Source organism: Cellulomonas sp. PhB143 (genome assembly GCF_003752595.1).
Lineage (GTDB): Bacteria > Actinomycetota > Actinomycetes > Actinomycetales > Cellulomonadaceae > Paraoerskovia.
Genome location: NZ_RKIJ01000010.1, coordinates 260688 through 279429, shown reverse-complemented (window position 1 = coordinate 279429; position 18742 = coordinate 260688). Strand labels below are relative to the sequence as shown.

The window sequence follows — 18742 nt, the reverse complement described above, 5'->3', positions numbered from 1 at the left end:
CCCCGCCGAGCCCCGGTCACACCACCAGGGAGACGAGCAGGAGCAGGCACGCCGCCGCCGACCCGGCGGCGCGCAGGTCGTTGCGCGCGCTCCACCGCTCGGCGTACCGCGGCCAGTACTCGCGCGACCCGGGCACGTCCAGGGCGGCGAGCCGGCGGTTGAGCGGGACGTTCCCCGCGACGGTCACGACGATCGCGCCCACCAGGTAGAGGACCGATCCCGCGACCACCCAGCCGAGGACCGGGCCGTCCGAGGAGTTCCCGGCGCCCACGACGAAGGGCGCCAGCAGGCACAGCAGGCCCGTGCCGAACAGGAGCGCCATGAGCGGCCAGCGCACCGCGGCGCGGTTCGCCGCGCGCATCGCCGCGGCGCCGAGCGCCGGCGAGCCCTCGCGCAGCCCGGGGACGACCACGGCGGAGAAGGCGAAGAAGACCCCGGCCACCACCCCGCTGCCGACGATCGCGAGGAGGACGACCAGCACACCGAGCGACGGGTCCACCATCGCTCCAGCGTCGCAGGGCGCGGCGCACGTCACGCCGAGGCGCGCGGGCGCGCCGGCAGGCGCACGATGGAGGGATGGCACTCCCACCCGCGGTCGCGAAGGCGACCAAGCGCTTCAACCCGTACGCCCTGAAGCTGTCCTCGCGCGTGCCGCCGTGGGCGACGGTCCACCACGTGGGCCGGCGCAGCGGGCGGGAGTACCGCACCCCGGTGATCGCGTTCGCGGCGCGCGAGCCGGCCGATCCTTCACCGACGAGCGTGCCCGGCGCGCCGGGGGCTGTCGTGGTCCTGCACCCGCTGCCCTGGGGCGCCGAGGTCGACTGGTGCCGCAACATCCGCGCGGCCGGCTCGTACACGCTGACCCGCAAGGGCGTCGACTACCGCGTGGACGGTCTGCGGGTCGTGGCGGCCGACGACGCGGGCCCGCTCCTCGACAGCGGCGTCGGCAGGGTCTCGCGGGCCGTGGGCGCCGAGGCGTTCCTCGTGGGCCGCCTCCACCGGGCGCCCGCTGGGACAGAATGACCCCATGACCACGCCCCTCTGGATGACCGGTGACCCGGCAGCCGACGAGCTCCTCGACACCGACCCGTTCGCCCTGCTGATCGGGATGCTGCTCGACCAGCAGTACCCGATGGAGCACGCGTTCGCGGGACCGAGCAAGATCACCGGCCGGCTCGGCACCTTCGACCCGGCCGTGATCGCCGCCCAGGAGCCGGAGGCGTTCGCGGCCCTGTGCACCACGACGCCGGCCGTGCACCGCTACCCCGGGTCGATGGCGGCGCGCATCCAGGCCGTCGCCCGCGTCGTCGTCGACGAGTACGACGGCGACGTGACCCGGCTCTGGGCGGGCGACGGGTCCGGCCCCGCGCCCGCCGCCCGCGAGGTCCTGCGGCGCCTGAAGGCGCTGCCCGGGTTCGGCGACCAGAAGGCGCGGATCTTCCTGGCGCTGCTGGCGAAGCAGCGCGACGTCGCCCCCGAGGGATGGCGGGACGTCGTCGGGCCCTACGGCGAGGAGGGTTCGCGCCGGTCCATCGCCGACGTCACGGACGCGACCTCGCTGGCCGAGGTCCGCGCGACGAAGCAGGCCGCGAAGGCCGCCGCCAAGGCCGCGAAGGCGTAGCGGCGTGCGGATCACGCTCCTCGCCGGCGGCGTCGGCGGGGCACGGTTCACGCGCGGCCTGCGCGACCACCTCGCCGTGCACGGGACGCCCGACGGCGAGCCCGCAGAGCTCACCGTCGTCGTCAACACCGGTGACGACCTGTGGCTGGACGGCCTGCGCGTGTGCCCCGACCTGGACACCGTCATGTACACGCTCGGCGGCGCGGTCCACGAGGGGCAGGGCTGGGGTCGCGCGGACGAGACCCGCCGCGTCTCCGCCGAGCTGCACGCCTACGGCCTCGGGTGGGACTGGTTCACGCTCGGCGACCTCGACATCGCCACCCACGTCGCGCGCACCGAGCTGCTGCGGCGCGGGATCCCCCTCGGCGCGGTCACCGAGCGGCTGTGCGCACGGTGGGAGCCGGGGGCGCGGCTGCTGCCGATGAGCGACCAGCCGGTGGAGACCCACGTCGAGCTCGTCGGCGGGCGCGTGGTGCACTTCGAGGAGTGGTGGGTACGCCACCGCGCCGCGGTGCCGGCGCGGCGGTTCCTGCAGGTCGGCGTCGAGGACGCAGTGCCCGGCCCGGGCGTGCTCGAGGCGCTGCACGACGCCGACGTCGTCCTCCTGCCCCCGTCCAACCCGGTCGTCTCGATCGGCACGATCCTCGGCGTGCCCGGGATCCGCGACGCGCTCGCCGCGACGGCGGCGCCCGTGGTCGGGGTCTCCCCCATCGTCGGCGGCAGCCCCGTGCGGGGGATGGCCGACGCGTGCCTCACCGCGATCGGCGTCGAGACGAGCGCGGCCGCCGTCGGGGCGCACTACGGCGCGCGGCGTGCCGCCGAGGGCGGCGAGGGTCTCGACGTCGCAGGCTCCGGCCTGCTCGACGGCTGGCTCGTCGACGTGGCGGACGCCGGTGCTGTCCCCGCGCTCGAGCGCCTGGGCCTGCGGGCCCGCGCGGTCCCGCTGCTGATGGGCGACGACGCCGGTCCCGACGGGCGCACCGCGACCGGCGCGATCGTCGACGCGGCGCTGGGGCTGGCGGGCGTGCCGGCCTGACACGCACGTCCGGTCGGCCGGCCGGTCGGCCGGCAGCTCAGCCGGTCAGGCCGGCCAGGACGTGCGCCGTGCGGGGCCCGACGCCGAGGCGGACCGCGGCCTCGAGGTCCGCGGCGGTGTCGACGTCGCGGCGCACGCGCTCGCCGACGTCGGTCACCACCGCGTGCCCGGCGCGGGCGTGGGCCGCCGCGGACCCGGAGCCGAACCGTGGCTCGAGCCGCTGGCCCGCCCGGGCAGTCAGCAGCGTGGTGCCGGTACCGGCCGCGTCCGGCACGACGGCGCGCGGGCGGCCCCCGCACGCGCGCAGCGCCGCCTCGAGATCCGCCGCCCGCAGCGAGGGCAGGTCCCCGAGCAGGACGGCGCGCGCCCCCGACCCGGCGTGGGCCACGCCCGCGGCGACCGCGGCGCCGAGCCCGTCGCCCGGGTCGGGGACCACCTCCACCGCGGCGACGCCCGACGCTCCCGGCGTCTCCAGGCCGGGCGCCCCCACGACCGACGGCTCGCTGCTGACCAGGACCACGCGCGCGACACCGGGCGTCGCCCGCACCGCCGCGAGCGTGTCGAGCGCGAAGGCGCGCGCGAGGTCGCGCCGCACCGCGGAGGCGTCCGCGAACCCGCTCGTCGCCGGCGGGTGCGCCACCTCGAGCCGGCTCTTGGCCCCGGTGAGCCGCTTGACGGGGACCACGACGGTCCACGGGCCCCCGGAGACCTCAGAGCTCGTCGGACTCGACCTCGACGTCCCGCTCCCGCGAGGAGTCGGTCGCCTCGGCGACCCCCTCGTCGAACCCCGTGGAGTAGCCCTCCTCGTAGGCCTCCTCGCTGCCGAGCCGGAAGAGGTCGTCGGCCGCGCCGCGCACCAGCGCCCGCGCGCCCGGACCGTCGTCGTCCGTGACGAGGTGGGCGAGCCCGCGCACGACGGCGACGGGGCGACCCTCCGCCTTGCCGCGCACCAGCTCGGTCGCGGAGGCGACCTGGTCGACGACGGCGGTCATCGTCACGACGATCTCCCGGCCGTGGGTGTCGCGCGTCCCGCGCAGGTCGGTCACGGGCACGATCCCCGCGGCGCCGATCGCGAGGTCGACCTGACCCTCGCGCCACGGTCGCCCGGCGGTGTCGGAGACGACGACGCCGAGGCGCGCCCCGAACCGCTCGGCGAGCGCCGCGCGGATCCCCCGCGCCGAGGCGTCGGGGTCCTCGGGCAGCAGCAGCACCGTGCCCTCGGGGGTGTTGCTCGCGTCGACCCCGGCGGCGGCCATCACCAGGCCGAGCCGGTTCTCCACGATCCGCAGCACCCCGCGAGACGACGTCCGCGACGCCACGAGCCGCACCGTCTCCGCGTCGATCGCGGCCTCCCGGTCGTGGGCCTCGCGCACGCGACCCTCGGCCTTCGAGACGACCTTGCTGGTCACGACGACGACGTCGCCGTCCTCGATCCCGCCGTCGGCCTCCAGCGCGTCGCCGACCAGCGCCGCGAGGTCGTCGCCCGGGACGACCTCCCCGATCCCGTCCGGCGCCCAGACCTGGAACCGGGCCGTCATCGGGCCAGCTTCGGCAGGACGTCCCGGCCGAAGGTCTCGATCCACTCGCGCTGGTTGCGCCCGACGTTGTGCAGGTAGATGCGGTCGAAACCGAGGTCGACGAACTTCTGGATGTACGCGCGGTGCTCGTCCGGGTCCGCGGAGATGACGAGCCGGCCCTCGAAGTCCTCGGGGCGCACGAGCTTGGCCATCTGCTCGAGGTCGTGCGGGGTGCGGATGTCGCCCTTGGGGAACTTCATGCCTCCGTTGGGCCACTGCGTCATCGCGTTCTCCAGCGCCTCCTCGTCGGTGGCGGCCCACGACATGTGCAGCTGCAGCACCTTCGGCATCGTCTGGGGGTCGCGGCCCGACTCGCGCACGCCCGCGTCGAACCGGTCGAAGAGCATCGAGATCTTCTCCAGCGGTGCTCCGACGGTGATCAGGCCGTCCGCGTGCTTGCCGGCGCGCTTCGCGGTGACGGGCCCGGCGGTCGCGACGAGGATCTCCGGGGCGACCTCCGGCATCGTCCACAGCCGCGTGGACTCCATCTTGTAGAACGTCCCCGCGTGCTTGACGTCCTTGCCGGCGAGCGACGCCGCGAAGAGCTTCTTGATGATGTCGATCGCCTCGAACATCCGGTTGATGCGCTCCGGCGCCTCCGGCCAGTACTGGGCGACCATGTGCTCGTTGAGGGCCTCGCCCGAGCCGAGCCCGAGCCAGTGCCGGCCCGGGTACATCGCCGCGAGCGTCGCCGACGCCTGCGCCACCATCGCGGGGTGCCAGCGGAACGTCGGCGCCGTCACGCCGGGGCCCATGTCCCCCGTGGTCCGCTCGCCCAGCGCCGTCAGGACGTTCCAGACGAAGGAGGCCTGCCCCTGGGCGGGGACCCACGGCTGGAAGTGGTCGGCCGCCATGGTCCCGGAGAAGCCGTGCTGCTCGGCCAGAGCGCTGAGCTCGACGGCCTCCGTGGGGTGGAACTGCTCGAGTGCTGCGGCATAGCCGACGGTGAGAGGTGCCATGGCCCGAGCGTAGTCCGGCCCGGCACCTTCTCGTCGTCCGATCTGGGAGAATGCCGACCATGAGCAGCTCCCCCTCCCCCCGTCCCGACGCCACGCCCCTGTCCAGCACCGCGGCCACGCCCGTGCCGGCCCCCGACGTCGTGCGCGCGGTGGTCCGCGAGGTACCGGACAAGGTCAGCACGGACGGCCTCGAGGACAAGTACGGGGCACGGTGGGCGGAGCAGGGCACGTACCGGTTCGACCGCACGCGCACGCGCGAGCAGGTCTACTCGATCGACACCCCGCCGCCGACGGTCTCCGGGTCGCTGCACGTGGGCCACGTGTTCTCCTACACCCACACCGACGTCGTCGCGCGGTTCCAGCGCATGCGCGGCAACGAGGTCTTCTACCCGATGGGGTGGGACGACAACGGCCTGCCGACCGAGCGCCGCGTGCAGAACTACTACGGCGTGCGCTGCGACCCGACGCTGCCCTACGTCGAGGGCTACGAGCCCCCGCACGAGGGCGGCGAGGGCAAGAGCATCAAGAACGCCGACCAGCAGCCGATCTCCCGCCGCAACTTCGTCGAGCTGTGCGAGCGCCTGACCGTCGAGGACGAGAAGACCTTCGAGGCGCTCTGGCGGCGCCTGGGCCTCTCGGTGGACTGGGACCACCACTACCAGACCATCTCCGCGGACTCCCGGACGGTCGCCCAGAAGGCGTTCCTGCGCAACCTCGCCCGCGGGGAGGCCTACCAGGCCGAGGCACCGGGCCTGTGGGACGTGACGTTCCAGACCGCCGTCGCGCAGGCCGAGCTCGAGGCCCGCGACTACCCCGGCCACTTCCACCGGGTCGCCTTCCACCCCACGGCGCAGAGCCCGGCCGCGGGCACGCCGGTGCACATCGAGACGACCCGACCCGAGCTGCTGCCGGCCTGCGTCGCGCTCATCGCGCACCCGGACGACGAGCGCTACCAGCACCTGTTCGGGACCACCGTGCGCTCCCCCCTGTTCGACGTCGAGGTCCCCGTCCTCGCCCACCCCGCCGCCCAGGCGGACAAGGGCGCGGGCATCGCGATGTGCTGCACCTTCGGCGACCTCACCGACGTCTCGTGGTGGCGCGAGCTGCGCCTGCCGACCCGCTCGGTGATCAGCCGCGACGGCCGCATCGCCCGGGAGACGCCGGCATGGATCGAGACCGACGGCGCCCGCGCCCTGTTCGCCGAGCTCGCCGGGAAGACGACGTTCTCGGCCCGCACCGCCGTGGTCGACGCGCTGCGCGCGTCCGGCGACCTCGACGGCGAGCCCGTCGCGACCCAGCGCAAGGCCAACTTCTTCGAGAAGGGCGACAAGCCGCTGGAGATCGTCACCTCGCGCCAGTGGTACATCCGCAACGGCGGGCGCGACGCCGCCCTCAACGCGGAGCTGCTGCAGCGCGGCAAGGAGATCGACTTCCACCCCGACTTCATGCGCGTGCGCTACGAGAACTGGGTCGGCGGCCTCAACGGCGACTGGCTGGTCTCGCGCCAGCGCTTCTTCGGCGTGTCCATCCCCCTGTGGTACCCGGTCCTCGCCTCCGGGGAGGTCGACCACGACCACCCGATCGTCCCGGACGAGGCGACCCTGCCCGTCGACCCGTCGTCCGACGTCCCCGCGGGCTACCAGGCAGACCAGCGCGGCGAGCCCGGCGGGTTCGTGGGCGAGGCCGACGTCATGGACACGTGGGCGACGTCGTCCCTCACCCCGCAGATCGCCGGCGGCTGGGAGCGCGACCCCGACCTGTTCGAGCGGGTGTTCCCCATGGACCTGCGCCCGCAGGGCCAGGACATCATCCGCACCTGGCTCTTCTCGACGGTCGTGCGCTCGCACCTCGAGCACGGCACGCTGCCCTGGAAGAACGCCGGCATCTCCGGGTGGATCCTCGACCCCGACCGCAAGAAGATGAGCAAGTCCAAGGGCAACGTCGTCACGCCGATGGGCCTGCTCGAGGAGCACGGCTCCGACGCGGTCCGCTACTGGGCCGCCTCGGCCCGGCTCGGCACGGACGCGGCCTTCGAGGTCGGCCAGATGAAGATCGGTCGCCGCCTGGCGATCAAGATCCTCAACGCCTCGAAGTTCGCGCTCACGTTCGGTGACGGCGAGATCGTGCTCGACCCGGCGCTCGTCACCGCCGAGCTGGACCGCGCGATGCTCGCCGGCCTGGCCGACGTCGTCGACCGCGCCACCGAGGCGTTCGAGGCCTACGACCACACGCGGGCGCTCGAGACCACCGAGACGTTCTTCTGGACGTTCTGCGACGACTACCTCGAGCTCGTCAAGGACCGCGCCTACGGCGCCGGGGCGGACGCCGGCGACATCGGCGCCGAGACCCGCTCCGCGCGGGTGGCCCTCGGGCTCGCGCTCGACGTGCTGCTGCGCCTGTTCGCGCCGGTCGTGCCGTTCGCGACCGAGGAGGTCTGGTCGTGGTGGCGCGAGGGCTCGGTGCACCGCGCCCCGTGGCCGACGTCGCAGGGCCTGCGCGCCGCCGCCGCGGGGGCCGACCCCGCCACGCTCGTCGTGGCCGGGCACGCCCTCGCCGCCCTGCGCCGCCTGAAGTCCGAGGCGAAGGTCTCCATGCGCACCCCGATCCTCTCGGTGGAGCTCGCCGTCCCGGCCGCCGGGGTCTCCGGCGTGCGGGCGGCGGAGGTCGACGTCCGCAACGGCGGGCGCGTGGAGGGCGGCCTGACGATCGTGGAGGCCGGCGAGGGCCAGGGCGACCCCGCGGTCCAGGGCGGCCTCGTCGTCCTCGCCCACGAGCTCGGCGAGCCCGTGGTCCGCAACCGCGGCTGACCACCGCCCGCGTCCGCACGGCGACGGCGGCCGTCCCCTCCTCGAGGAGGGGACGGCCGCCGTCGTCGTCGGCTCTGGCGGGGCGTCAGACGCCCTCGCGCAGCCGCTCCTTGTCGGCGCTCATGCTGGGCGCCGACTCGTGGGGAGTGTCCCCGTCGGCCCAGCGCAGGACGGCGCCGACGCCGTCGGTGAGCTCGGCCGTGCCCTCGGGGGCGTACGTCAGCCCGGCATCCTGCCCGAGCGCGGCACGGACCATCGCGACCCCGGCCGGGTACTCGTCGATCTCGTCGGTCGCGCCCAGCTCGACGACCCCCTCGCGCGTCGTGGCGATCTGCAGGGGCTCGGCGCCCACCCAGAGGCGGTGCGCTCCCTGCTCCTCGGCCGCGACGAACGCCTCCGTGACGACGAGCTCGCGCACCTGCCCGCGCTGGAGCACGGCGACGACGTCCTCGATCGACGTGACGCCGCCGTCGTCGCGCCCCTGGCCCGCGCGCAGCGCGTCGAGGACCTCGTCCCGGCGACGGGTACGGACCACCTCGAGCGCCTCGGCGATCTGCGCGTCGAGCGCGCCGCGGTTGACGCCCGCGCCGCGGGCGCCGCCCGAGATCTCCGCGACGAGCTCCGCGGCCGGCTTGGGGAGCGCGCCGTGCACCAGCCGCACGGCGTGCACGTCGCCGGTCAGCAGCACGACCTCGGGGCTCCGCTCCGCGACGACGCGCGCGACCTCCGCGGCCACCGCCTCGGCGTTGCGCTCCCAGGAGTCCTCCGCGCGGGCGTCGACCCGGCGCTGCTGCGTCGGTGCCGCCTGCGCCTTGCTGAGCTCGTCGTGCTCGCCGGCGACCGTGACCGAGCCGATGTCGGTCCCGCCGGCGGTGACCCAGGAGACGTCCGCGCCCTGCCGGTCGACGACCACGAGCACCCGCGAGACCGACTCGTCCGCGGCGCGCGCCGCGGGCAGGAGCACCGGGACGGGCCCGTAGGTCGCCTGGTTCACCGACGGCGGGGTACGCACGAGCCGGTCCACGAGGACGCCGTCGGCGTTCGCCACGAGCACCCGCCCGTGCGGCGCCCGCAGGTACGTCGGGCGCAGCGCCGCGTCCTCGAGGGCGTCCAGCAGCGACGCCGGGGCGCCGTCCTTTCCGAGGGTGCGGCGCACCGAGCGCCAGCGGTTCTCGACCTCGCGCTCGCCCGTCTCGCTGCCGCGCGTCGCGTCCAGCACGACCGTCGCGAACGGTCCGTCGTGCCCGAGCAAGGGCTTGAGCCAGTCGATCTTCATCCAGATCCCCGTCCGTCGTGGGTGGGGCGGTGCGCCACCGTCGCGCGGGCACCGCCGAGGATCCGTCCAGCGTGCGTCAGATCGCCGCGCGACGCCAACCGCTCAGGCGTACAGGTCGGGCTCCGGGGCCGTGACGGCGCCGCGCGCGTCCGCGATGGTGCGGTGCTGGCGCTTGACCTCGCTGACGATGAACTCGCGGAACTGCTCGGCGAACGCGGGGTCCAGGCCCGAGGCCTGGGCGATCGTCCCCAGCCGGGCGATCTGCGCCGCCTCGCGGTCGAGGTCCGCCGCCGGGAGCCCCGCCTCCGCCTTCAGCTCACCGACCCGGCGCGTGAACTTGAACCGTTCCGCGAGCAGGTGCATCAGGGCCGCGTCGACGTTGTCGATGCTGTCGCGCAGGCGGTGGATCTCCTCGGGCAGGTCGGCGTCGCTCATGCCGGCGATCCTAGGGCGCGCCGGGCGCGACCGGTGCCGTCGCCCACGGCGCGGACCGAAGGAACCGGACGTCCGCCGCGTAGGATCTGCCACCATGCAGCAGAGCGAGTCACCGAGCCTCGTCGACGTCGATCCCCGCACGACGATCTCCTCGATCCTCGACGAGCGCGTCGAGCGCGCCGGCGACGAGCCGATGATCGAGCGCCGCGACGCCTCGGGCGCCTGGGTCCCGACGACGGCCCGCACGTTCCGCGCCGAGGTCCGCGCCGTGGCGAAGGGGCTGGTCGCCCGCGGGCTGCAGAGCGGGGACCGCGTCGCGATCATGTCGCGCACGCGGTACGAGTGGACGCTGCTGGACTTCGCCTGCTGGGCGGCGGGACTCGTCCCGGTCCCGGTCTACGAGACGTCCTCCGTCGAGCAGGTCCGCTGGATCCTCGCCGACTCCGGGGCGCGGGCGATCGTGACCGAGACGGCCGCGCACGCCGCGACGGTCGCCCAGGTCCGCGACGGTCTGGAGCAGCTCGAGTCGGTCCTCGTGCTCGACGACGGCGCTGTCGACGACCTCGTGCGCGCGGGCGCCACCGTCGACGACGCCCACCTCGACGCCCGGCGCCGCGCGGCCCAGCGCGACGACCGCGCCACGATCATCTACACGTCGGGCTCCACCGGACGGCCCAAGGGCGCCGAGCTCACGCACGGCAACTTCGTGCACCTCGCCGTCAACGGCGTGCGCGGCCTGCCCGAGATCGTCACGCCCCCGGGCGCGCGGACGCTGCTGTTCCTGCCCCTGGCGCACGTGTTCGCGCGGTACATCCAGGTGATGGCCGTGGCCTCGGCGGGGGTGCTCGGCCACAGCCCGGACACGCACCGGCTCCTGGACGACCTGTCGAGCTTCCGGCCCACATACCTCCTCGCGGTGCCGCGCATCTTCGAGAAGGTGTACGCCGGTGCCCAGCGCTCGGCGGGCACCGGGGTGCGCGCCCGCGTCTTCGAGTGGGCCGCGGAGGCGTCGCGCGCCTACTCCCGCGCGCTCGACGACGGCCGCCCCTCCGCGGCGGTCCGCGCCCGGCACGCCGTCGCCGGCCGCCTCGTGCTGCAGAAGCTGCGGGACGCGCTCGGCGGCCAGGCCGAGTTCGCCATCTCGGGCGGCGCGCCGCTCGCGGAGGACCTCGGCCACTTCTTCCGTGGCGCGGGCCTGACGATCCTCGAGGGCTACGGGCTCACCGAGACGACGGCGCCCACGGCGGTCAACCGGCCCGGGGCGAGCCGCGTGGGCACGGTGGGACCCGTCTTCCCCGGCACCGCGATGCGCGTGGCCGACGACGGCGAGCTGCAGGTCCGCGGCGGGCACGTCTTCCGCGGCTACCGCAACCAGCCGGGCCTGACCGCCGAGGTCTTCGACGGCCCGTGGTTCCGCACGGGCGACCTCGGGGCGATCGACGACGACGGCTACGTGCGGATCATCGGCCGCAAGAAGGAGATCATCGTCACCGCCGGCGGCAAGAACGTCGCCCCGTCCGGTCTCGAGGACCGCCTGCGCACGCACCCGCTGGTGAGCCAGTGCGTCGTCGTGGGCGACCAACGGCCCTTCGTGGGCGCGCTCGTCACGCTCGACGAGGAGGGGCTCGAGCACTGGGCCCGCACGCAGGGCCGCCCGGCACCGAGCCCCGAGGAGGCGGCCACCGACCCGCAGGTGCTCGCCGAGCTCGACACGGCCGTGGCCGCCGCCAACGAGCCCGTCTCCCGGGCCGAGTCGATCCGCAAGATCCTCGTGCTCCCCGTGGACTTCACGGAGGAGAACGGGTACCTGACGCCGTCGCTCAAGGTGAAGCGGCCTCAGGTGCTGCGGGACTTCGCCGCGCAGATCGAGACGCTGTACACCGACACCCGTACCGCGGCGCGCTGAGGGAGCCGGGGCTCGGGCCGGCCGCCGGCTCGGTCAGGCGGACTTCTCCCGCGAGGACCGGCCCGGGTCGCGGCGCGGGACGATCGTCGGGTTGACGTTGTCGAGGACGACCTCGCGGGTGATGACGACCCGCTCGACGTCGTCCCGGCTCGGCACGTCGAACATGACGGGCTGGAGGACCTCCTCCATGATCGCGCGCAGGCCGCGCGCGCCCGTCCCCCGCAGCAGCGCCTGGTCCGCGATCGCGCCGATCGCGGGCTCGTCGAACTCCAGCTCGACGCCGTCGATCTCGAACATCCGCTCGTACTGCTTGACGAGGGCGTTCTTGGGCTCCGTGAGGATCTTGACCAGCGCGTCGCGGTCCAGCGGGGAGACCGAGGCGATCACGGGCAGGCGCCCGATGAACTCGGGGATCAGCCCGTACTTCTGCAGGTCCTCGGGCCGGACCTCCGCGAACAGGTCGCCCACGTCGTCCGACTCCATGGGGGCGCCGAACCCGACACCGCGCTTGCGCACCCGGGTGGAGACGATGTCGTCGAGCCCGGCGAACGCGCCGGCCACGATGAACAGGACGTTCGTCGTGTCGATCTGGATGAACTCCTGGTGCGGGTGCTTGCGACCGCCCTGCGGCGGCACCGAGGCGCTCGTGCCCTCGATGATCTTCAGCAGCGCCTGCTGCACGCCCTCGCCCGAGACGTCGCGGGTGATCGACGGGTTCTCGGCCTTGCGCGCGACCTTGTCGACCTCGTCGATGTAGATGATGCCGGTCTCGGCCTTCTTGACGTCGAAGTCCGCCGCCTGGATCAGCTTGAGCAGGATGTTCTCGACATCCTCGCCGACGTAGCCCGCCTCCGTCAGCGCCGTGGCGTCCGCGATAGCGAACGGGACGTCGAGCATCTTCGCGAGCGTCTGGGCGAGGTAGGTCTTGCCGGTGCCCGTCGGGCCGATGAGCAGGATGTTCGACTTCGCGATCTCGACCGGCGCGTCCTCGCGCGAGGCGGTCGCGGCCTCGGCGGCCTGGATCCGCTTGTAGTGGTTGTAGACCGCCACCGCCAGGGCCCGCTTCGCCGCGTCCTGGCCGATGATGTACTGCTCGAGGAAGGTGAAGATCTCCCGGGGCTTGGGCAGGTCGACGATGCCGAGCTCCGCGGCCTCCGTCAGCTCCTCCTGCATGATCTCGTTGCAGAGCTCGATGCACTCGTCGCAGATGTAGACGCCTGGTCCGGCGATGAGCTTCTTGACCTGCTTCTGCGACTTCCCGCAGAACGAGCACTTGAGCAGATCGGCGCCGTCCGAGATCCGGGCCACTGAACGTCTCCTCGCCATCGATGAACGCAGGTCCGCGGGTGCACGGCCGCTGCGGCCGGGCGCCGGTCGCCTGCTGACACGTACCGGTCGATCGACTCCATTGGACACCACCGGGGGCCCGTTGTCAGCAGGGCACCCCGGTGGCGTCCGGGATGTTTCGCGAAGTCAGTGCCCTTCGCGCGGTTGATCCGGTTCGTCAGGGAGTGTTCTGGATGACCGGCTTGCGGCTCTCGAGCACCTGGTCGACGAGACCGTAGTCCTTCGCCTGGGCGGCGGTGAGGATCTTGTCGCGCTCGATGTCCTTGCGGACCTGCTCGATGTCCTGCCCGCTGTGCAGCGCGAGGGTGTCCTCGAGCCACTCACGCATGCGGATCAGCTCGTTCGCGTGGATCTCGATGTCGGACGCCTGGGCGTAGCCGCCGCCCTCCATGGCCGGCTGGTGGATCAGCACGCGCGCGTTCGGGAGCGCGAGGCGCTTGCCCGGGTGCCCGGCGGCGAGCAGCACCGCGGCGGCCGAGGCCGCCTGGCCGAGGCACACGGTCTGGATCTGCGGCTTGATGTACTGCATCGTGTCGTACAGCGCGGTCATCGCGGTGAACGATCCGCCCGGCGAGTTGATGTAGAGGATGATGTCGCGGTCCGGGTCCGTGCTCTCGAGCACGAGGAGCTGGGCCATGACGTCGTCCGCCGACGCGTCGTCGACCTGGACGCCCAGGAAGATGATGCGGTCCTCGAACAGCTTCGTGTAGGGGTCCTGGCGCTTGTAGCCGTAGGCGGTGCGCTCCTCGAACTGCGGCAGGACGTAGCGGTTGGACGGCGCGCCGTACGGCAGCGCGCGCCCGCCGGCGCCCTGCAGGCCGGCGGGCCCGGCGAGCCGCTGCGCGGTGGACAGGTACTGGGACTCGATGCTCACGGGGTCTCCTCGTGACGAAGGTGGAGGTCGGGGTGCGGCCGGGGCCGGGTGGTGGCGCTCAGGCGCCCGTGCCGCCGCCGCCGGAGACCGAGTCCGCGTGCTCGACGACGTGGTCGATGAACCCGTACTCGAGCGCCTCGGTGGCCGTGAACCAGTTGTCGCGGTCGTTGTCCCGGTTGATCTGCTCGATCGGCTTGCCGGTCTGCTCGGCGGTCAGCTCGGAGAGGACCTTCTTCATGTGCATGATCAGCTGCGCGTTGATCCGCACGTCGGTCGCGGTCCCGCCGATGCCGCCGGACGGCTGGTGCATCATCACGCGGGCGTGGGGGGTCGCGTACCGCTTGCCCTTCGTGCCCGAGGAGAGCAGGAACTGCCCCATCGACGCCGCCATGCCCATGGCGATGGTCGCGACGTCGGGCTGGATGTACTGCATCGTGTCGTAGATCGCCATGCCCGCGGTGATCGAGCCGCCGGGGCTGTTGATGTAGAGCCAGATGTCCTTGTCGGGGTCCTCGGCCGCGAGCAGCATCATCTGGGCGCAGATCGCGTTCGCGTTCTCGTCGCGGACCTCGGACCCGAGCCAGATGATCCGCTCCTTGAGGAGCCTGTTGTAGATGGAGTCGTTCAGCCCGAGACCTGATCCCTCGGCCCGTGACATCGGCAGCTGGTCGTTCACGTCCATCTCCTAGCGTCGTCGGCATGCGTGGCGCATGCTCGCCTGCGTGCTGATCTGCGTGCGTGGTCTGCTTCGCGTTGCTGTGACCCTAACGCGCGAGGCACCCCGGATCCGTCCTGCTCGGCGCCCGTTTCGCCCACGGCGCACAAACCCTCCCCGCACCCCCGCCGCCCCGCGTACGACGACGCCCGGCCCCCGTCCAGGAGGACGAGGGCCGGGCGTGCGTGCGTGCGGCGTCCCGGCGTGCGGGCCGGGTCAGGGACCGGGGTCGGTCAGGCCTTGGCCTTCTCGTCCGTCGCCTCCGTGCCCGCGTCCTCGGCGGGGATCGCGGTGGCGTCGTCGGCAGCGTCGCCCGCCTCGGCGGCCTCCGCGGCGGCGTCGGCCGCGTCGTCCTCCTCCGAGCCGATGAAGTCGCTCAGGTCGACGGCGTTGCCCTCGCCGTCGACCACCTCGACGTCGCGGAGCGCGACGGCGAGCGACTTGGACCGGGCGACCTCGCCGACCATGGCCGGGATCTGGCCGTTCTGGTCCAGCGTCTGGATGAACTGGTTCGGGTCCATGTTGTACTGGCGCGACGCGCCGACGAGGTACTCGAGCAGCTCGTTCTGGGCGACCTGGATCTCGAGCTTCTCGGCGAGCGAGTCGAGCAGGATCTGGTTGCGCAGGGCCTCTGTCGCCTGGTCGGCGACCTCGGCGCGGTGCTCCTCGTCCTCGAGGCGGTTCTCGCCCTCGAGGTGACGGTGCACCTCGGCCTCGACCGCGCCGGCCGGCACGGGGAAGTCCACGGCGGCGAGCAGGTGGGCGAGGAGCGCGTCGCGCGCCTCGACGGCCTGGTCGTTGACCTTGGACTCGGCGACCTGGTTGCGCAGGTCGGCCTCGAGCTCCTCGAGGGTGTCGAACTCCGACGCGAGCTCGGCGAACTCGTCGTCGGCCTCCGGCAGCTCGCGCTGCTTGACGGACGTCGCGGTCACCGTGACCTCCGCGTCCTTGCCCTCGTGGTCACCGCCGGCCAACGGCGCGGTGAACGTCGTCGTCTCGTCGGCCGAGAGCCCGGTGAGGGCCTCGTCCAGGCCCTCGAGCATGTTGCCGGAGCCGATCTGGTAGCTGACGCCCGAGACCGAGTCGACCTCCTCGCCGTCGATCGTCGCGCGCAGGTCGATGACGACGTAGTCGCCCTCGGCCGCCGGGCGGTCGACGCCGACGAGGGTCCCGAAGCGCTCGCGGAGCGCGTCGAGGCGCGTGGCCACGTCCTCGTCGCTCACCTGGGCGGTCGCGACGGAGAGCTTGACGCCCTCGAGCGACGGCAGCTCGAACTCGGGGCGCACCTCGACCTCGGCGGTGAAGTGCAGCGAGCCCTCCGCGTCCAGGGGGACCTCGGTGACCTCGATCTCCGGCTGGCCCAGGGGGCGCAGCTCGGCCTCGGAGGCGGCCTGGCGGTAGAAGCCCGGCATGCCCTCGTTGATCGCGTGCTCCAGCACGGCGGCGCGCCCGACCCGCTGGTCGATGATGCGCGGGGGGACCTTGCCCTTGCGGAAGCCCGGGATGTTGACCTGCTCGGCGATGTGCGCGTAGGCGTGCTCGATGCTCGGCGCGAGCTCCGACTGCTCCACCTCGACGGTCAGCTTCACCTTGGTGGGGTCCAGGGTCTCGACAGCACTCTTCACTTCGATGATCTCCAACTGGTCGGGTCTCGCCGGTGTGCGGCAACGGTCTGTTCTGCGGCGACGACCTCGGGAGGGCGCCGGATGCTCTGCCGCACACGCCGGGCGTGCGTGCCGTCGTGCGGGCACGCACGAGCCTGCGGGTGTACGGACAACCGTTCCATGCTACGTCATCGGCGCGCCGGTCTGCCGGGCCGGGCTTCCGCGCCGGCCCCGGGCAAGGCGCGAGGACCTCGGAGCGACGGTGCCTGGGCGGCGGTGTCGGGTGACGGGACGGCGGTGTCGGGGTGACAGGATTCGAACCTGCGACCTTCCGCTCCCAAAGCGGACGCGCTACCAAGCTGCGCTACACCCCGTGGTGCTCGTCGCGACCGGCCGCCGAGCCCGGTCAGCATACCGGCGCGACGCGCGGGGTCCGGGTTTCGGGATTCCGCCCGGGGCTTGCTAGGGTGTGGAACGGGCCGCTCGACGCGGCCCGTGCGGGCGTAGCTCAATGGTAGAGCCTCAGTCTTCCAAACTGATCACGCAGGTTCGATTCCTGTCGCCCGCTCCGCAGGAGGCCCCCGGAACGCTCCGGGGGCCTTCGTCGTCCGTGGAGACGGCCCTGCCCGCGGATGAGACACCGTTGCCACATCGTGGACGTCTCGTTAGTGTCGTTCTCGGCACACACCGGAGCACAGGTCGGAGGATCGAGGATGAGCGAGCACATCGCCACCGTCGTCCTTTCCCCTGCCTGCGCGCTGCCGCAGGCCGTCGGCGCTCGCCGCGGCACCTGTCGCTGCTGTCCCTGCTGTCGCTAGAGCGCTGGCCCGCGGCTCCACGCCCACCACCCAGCGCTCCCCGTGCGCCCCCGGCCTCGTCTCCGGCCGCGCACCCTCGCCCCGCCCCAGGTCGGGCGAGACCCGGGTCCGCCCGCACCGTCTCTCCTCGACCGGCGCCGACCCACCGCCCGCTGCACCCCATCCGCCGGGACCCCGGCACCCATCCGGCCCTCGGGCCGTCGAGCAGAAGAGGAACCATGGCACGCATCTACGACGACGTGACGAAGCTGGTCGGCAACACCCCCCTCGTGCGGTTGAACAGGCTCACCGAGGGCCTCGACGCGACGGTCGTCGGCAAGCTGGAGTTCTACAACCCGGCGAACTCCGTCAAGGACCGCATCGGTGTCGCGATCATCGACGCCGCCGAGGCAGCCGGGGCCCTCGCGCCGGGCGGGACGATCGTCGAGGCCACCTCCGGCAACACCGGCATCGCCCTGGCGATGGTGGGCGCGGCCCGCGGCTACGACGTCGTCCTCACGATGCCCGAGAGCATGTCGAAGGAGCGCCGCGCCCTGCTGCGCGCGTTCGGCGCCGAGCTCATCCTCACCCCCGCGGGCGGCGGGATGAAGGGCGCGGTCGACGAGGCGGACAAGATCGTCGCCGAGCGCCCCGGGGCCATCCTCGCGAAGCAGTTCGCCAACGAGGCCAACCCCGCGATCCACCGCGCCACGACCGCCGAGGAGATCTGGGCGGACACCGACGGCGAGGTCGACATCGTCGTCGCCGGGATCGGCACCGGCGGGACGATCACCGGCGTCGGGCAGGTGCTCAAGGAGCGCAAGCCGGGGGTCCAGATCATCGCGGTCGAGCCCGAGGAGTCGCCCATCCTCAACGGCGGCCAGCCCGGTCCGCACAAGATCCAGGGCATCGGCGCGAACTTCGTGCCCGAGATCCTCGACACGGAGATCTACGACGAGGTCATCGACGTCAACGCCGAGACGGCCGTCGAGTACGCCCGCCGCGCCGCGAAGGAGGAGGGCCTGCTGGTCGGCATCTCCTCCGGCGCCGCCATCTACGCCGCGCTCCAGGTCGCCGCGCGACCGGAGAACGCCGGCAAGACGATCGTGACGATCATCCCGTCCTTCGGGGAGCGCTACCTCTCCTCGATCCTCTACTCGGACCTGATGGACTGACCGTGTCGAGACTGCGCCGGTTCGTCGAGGTCCTCGACGAGGACCTCGACGCCGCGCGCCACGGCGACCCCGCGGCGCGCTCCCGTCTCGAGGTCGCGCTCACCTATCCCGGGGTCCACGCGATCTGGGCCTACCGGGTCGCGCACCACCTCTGGAACACCCCGGGGGCGCGCTTCCCGGCGCGCCTGCTCTCGCAGCTCACCAGGGCGGCGACCGGGGTGGAGATCCACCCCGGCGCCGTCCTCGGGCGGCGTCTGTTCATCGACCACGGCATGGGCGTCGTCGTCGGCGAGACCGCCGTGGTGGGCGACGACGTCGTCCTGTTCCACGGGGCGACGCTCGGGGGACGCACGATGACCAAGGGCAAGCGGCACCCCACGCTCGGCGACCGCATCGTCGTCGGCGCGGGGGCCAAGATCCTGGGTCCTGTGTGGATCGGCGACGACGCCCAGGTGGGCGCGAACGCCGTCGTGCTCAAGGACGTGCCCGTCGGCGCGGTCGCGGTCGGCGTGCCCGCCCGGGTCCGCCTGCCGAAGGGCGACGTGCCCCGGCCGCCGGTCGAGGACGCGTCCCAGCTCATCGAGTACGTGATCTGACGCCTCGGCCCCCGCAC

17 protein-coding genes and 2 tRNA genes are annotated in these 18742 nt (G+C 73.3%); 8 read left to right on the top strand and 11 right to left on the bottom strand.

Annotated features, from left to right (window positions below; all coding sequences use genetic code 11):
• Positions 1-16: 16 nt before the first annotated feature.
• Complete coding sequence (locus EDF32_RS05395) at positions 17-502, bottom strand: DUF1772 domain-containing protein (protein WP_123307483.1); 486 nt, start codon at positions 500-502, stop codon at positions 17-19.
• 74 nt (positions 503-576) lie between these two features.
• Between EDF32_RS05395 and EDF32_RS05390 the strand changes: the two genes are divergently transcribed.
• The 3 genes from EDF32_RS05390 to cofD are packed head-to-tail and all read left to right on the top strand — an operon-like array spanning position 577 to position 2657.
• On the top strand, positions 577-1023 hold the full coding sequence (locus EDF32_RS05390) for a hypothetical protein (protein ID WP_123307482.1): 447 nt from the start codon (positions 577-579) through the stop codon (positions 1021-1023).
• A gap of 4 nt (positions 1024-1027) precedes the next feature.
• Positions 1028-1621: an HhH-GPD-type base excision DNA repair protein gene (locus EDF32_RS05385; protein WP_123307481.1), complete on the top strand. Its 594-nt coding sequence runs from the start codon at positions 1028-1030 to the stop codon at positions 1619-1621.
• A 4-nt stretch (positions 1622-1625) separates the two neighbouring features.
• Positions 1626-2657, top strand: a complete 1032-nt coding sequence (gene cofD / locus EDF32_RS05380; RefSeq protein ID WP_123307480.1) for a 2-phospho-L-lactate transferase — start codon at positions 1626-1628, stop codon at positions 2655-2657.
• Between the two features lie 37 nt (positions 2658-2694).
• Here the strand turns inward: cofD and cofC are convergent, their stop codons facing one another.
• The 3 genes from cofC to EDF32_RS05365 are packed head-to-tail and all read right to left on the bottom strand — an operon-like array spanning position 2695 to position 5193.
• A complete protein-coding gene (cofC, locus tag EDF32_RS05375) occupies positions 2695-3342 on the bottom strand; it encodes a 2-phospho-L-lactate guanylyltransferase (protein ID WP_123307479.1) in 648 nt (215 codons plus the stop codon).
• 25 nt (positions 3343-3367) lie between these two features.
• Positions 3368-4195 carry a coenzyme F420-0:L-glutamate ligase gene (gene cofE / locus EDF32_RS05370; RefSeq protein ID WP_123307478.1) on the bottom strand — a complete coding sequence of 276 codons (828 nt, stop codon included), beginning with the start codon at positions 4193-4195 and terminating at the stop codon, positions 3368-3370.
• Positions 4192-5193, bottom strand: coding sequence for a TIGR03557 family F420-dependent LLM class oxidoreductase (locus EDF32_RS05365; RefSeq protein WP_123307477.1), 1002 nt, complete (start codon positions 5191-5193; stop codon positions 4192-4194). The genes cofE and EDF32_RS05365 overlap by 4 nt, the downstream gene beginning before the upstream one ends.
• Before the next feature lie 59 nt (positions 5194-5252).
• Here EDF32_RS05365 and valS point away from each other — a divergent pair, with 59 nt between their 5' ends.
• A complete protein-coding gene (gene valS / locus EDF32_RS05360) occupies positions 5253-8000 on the top strand; it encodes a valine--tRNA ligase (RefSeq protein WP_123307664.1) in 2748 nt (915 codons plus the stop codon).
• An 85-nt stretch (positions 8001-8085) separates the two neighbouring features.
• On the opposite strand, the gene EDF32_RS05355 is transcribed toward valS, so the two are convergent.
• The gene (locus tag EDF32_RS05355; RefSeq protein ID WP_123307476.1) at positions 8086-9276 is read right to left on the bottom strand and encodes a Vms1/Ankzf1 family peptidyl-tRNA hydrolase; all 1191 of its coding nucleotides are present in this window, start codon (positions 9274-9276) and stop codon (positions 8086-8088) included.
• Between the two features lie 102 nt (positions 9277-9378).
• A complete protein-coding gene (locus EDF32_RS05350; protein ID WP_123307475.1) occupies positions 9379-9711 on the bottom strand; it encodes a chorismate mutase in 333 nt (110 codons plus the stop codon).
• A gap of 94 nt (positions 9712-9805) precedes the next feature.
• Between EDF32_RS05350 and EDF32_RS05345 the strand changes: the two genes are divergently transcribed.
• A complete protein-coding gene (locus tag EDF32_RS05345; protein WP_123307474.1) occupies positions 9806-11617 on the top strand; it encodes a long-chain fatty acid--CoA ligase in 1812 nt (603 codons plus the stop codon).
• A 33-nt stretch (positions 11618-11650) separates the two neighbouring features.
• Here the strand turns inward: EDF32_RS05345 and clpX are convergent, their stop codons facing one another.
• The 5 genes from clpX to EDF32_RS05320 all read right to left on the bottom strand — a co-directional run bounded on the left by clpX (position 11651) and on the right by EDF32_RS05320 (position 16531).
• Complete coding sequence (clpX, locus tag EDF32_RS05340) at positions 11651-12925, bottom strand: ATP-dependent Clp protease ATP-binding subunit ClpX (RefSeq protein WP_123307473.1); 1275 nt, start codon at positions 12923-12925, stop codon at positions 11651-11653.
• 196 nt (positions 12926-13121) lie between these two features.
• A complete protein-coding gene (locus EDF32_RS05335) occupies positions 13122-13838 on the bottom strand; it encodes an ATP-dependent Clp protease proteolytic subunit (protein WP_123307472.1) in 717 nt (238 codons plus the stop codon).
• Positions 13839-13896: 58 nt separating this feature from the next.
• Positions 13897-14520 carry an ATP-dependent Clp protease proteolytic subunit gene (locus tag EDF32_RS05330; protein ID WP_370449919.1) on the bottom strand — a complete coding sequence of 208 codons (624 nt, stop codon included), beginning with the start codon at positions 14518-14520 and terminating at the stop codon, positions 13897-13899.
• Positions 14521-14786: 266 nt separating this feature from the next.
• Positions 14787-16178 carry a trigger factor gene (tig, locus tag EDF32_RS05325; protein WP_123307471.1) on the bottom strand — a complete coding sequence of 464 codons (1392 nt, stop codon included), beginning with the start codon at positions 16176-16178 and terminating at the stop codon, positions 14787-14789.
• A gap of 279 nt (positions 16179-16457) precedes the next feature.
• A tRNA-Pro gene (locus EDF32_RS05320) sits at positions 16458-16531 on the bottom strand.
• Between the two features lie 123 nt (positions 16532-16654).
• Here EDF32_RS05320 and EDF32_RS05315 point away from each other — a divergent pair.
• From EDF32_RS05315 to epsC, 3 genes are all read left to right on the top strand, one after another.
• Positions 16655-16725 (top strand) — tRNA-Gly (locus tag EDF32_RS05315).
• A gap of 468 nt (positions 16726-17193) precedes the next feature.
• Positions 17194-18129 carry a cysteine synthase A gene (gene cysK / locus EDF32_RS05310; protein WP_123307470.1) on the top strand — a complete coding sequence of 312 codons (936 nt, stop codon included), beginning with the start codon at positions 17194-17196 and terminating at the stop codon, positions 18127-18129.
• A 2-nt stretch (positions 18130-18131) separates the two neighbouring features.
• A complete protein-coding gene (gene epsC / locus EDF32_RS05305; protein WP_123307469.1) occupies positions 18132-18725 on the top strand; it encodes a serine O-acetyltransferase EpsC in 594 nt (197 codons plus the stop codon).
• Positions 18726-18742 lie beyond the last annotated feature (17 nt).

Coding starts and splice junctions, on each gene's coding strand:
- EDF32_RS05345 (WP_123307474.1), top strand. CDS start 9,806: ATGCAGCAGAGCGAGTCACCGAGCCTCGTCGACGTCGATCCCCGCACG.
- EDF32_RS05365 (WP_123307477.1), bottom strand. CDS start 5,193: ATGGCACCTCTCACCGTCGGCTATGCCGCAGCACTCGAGCAGTTCCAC.
- cofE (WP_123307478.1), bottom strand. CDS start 4,195: ATGACGGCCCGGTTCCAGGTCTGGGCGCCGGACGGGATCGGGGAGGTC.
- EDF32_RS05395 (WP_123307483.1), bottom strand. CDS start 502: ATGGTGGACCCGTCGCTCGGTGTGCTGGTCGTCCTCCTCGCGATCGTC.
- cysK (WP_123307470.1), top strand. CDS start 17,194: ATGGCACGCATCTACGACGACGTGACGAAGCTGGTCGGCAACACCCCC.
- EDF32_RS05390 (WP_123307482.1), top strand. CDS start 577: ATGGCACTCCCACCCGCGGTCGCGAAGGCGACCAAGCGCTTCAACCCG.
- EDF32_RS05350 (WP_123307475.1), bottom strand. CDS start 9,711: ATGAGCGACGCCGACCTGCCCGAGGAGATCCACCGCCTGCGCGACAGC.
- valS (WP_123307664.1), top strand. CDS start 5,253: ATGAGCAGCTCCCCCTCCCCCCGTCCCGACGCCACGCCCCTGTCCAGC.
- EDF32_RS05330 (WP_370449919.1), bottom strand. CDS start 14,520: ATGGACGTGAACGACCAGCTGCCGATGTCACGGGCCGAGGGATCAGGT.
- EDF32_RS05385 (WP_123307481.1), top strand. CDS start 1,028: ATGACCACGCCCCTCTGGATGACCGGTGACCCGGCAGCCGACGAGCTC.
- EDF32_RS05355 (WP_123307476.1), bottom strand. CDS start 9,276: ATGAAGATCGACTGGCTCAAGCCCTTGCTCGGGCACGACGGACCGTTC.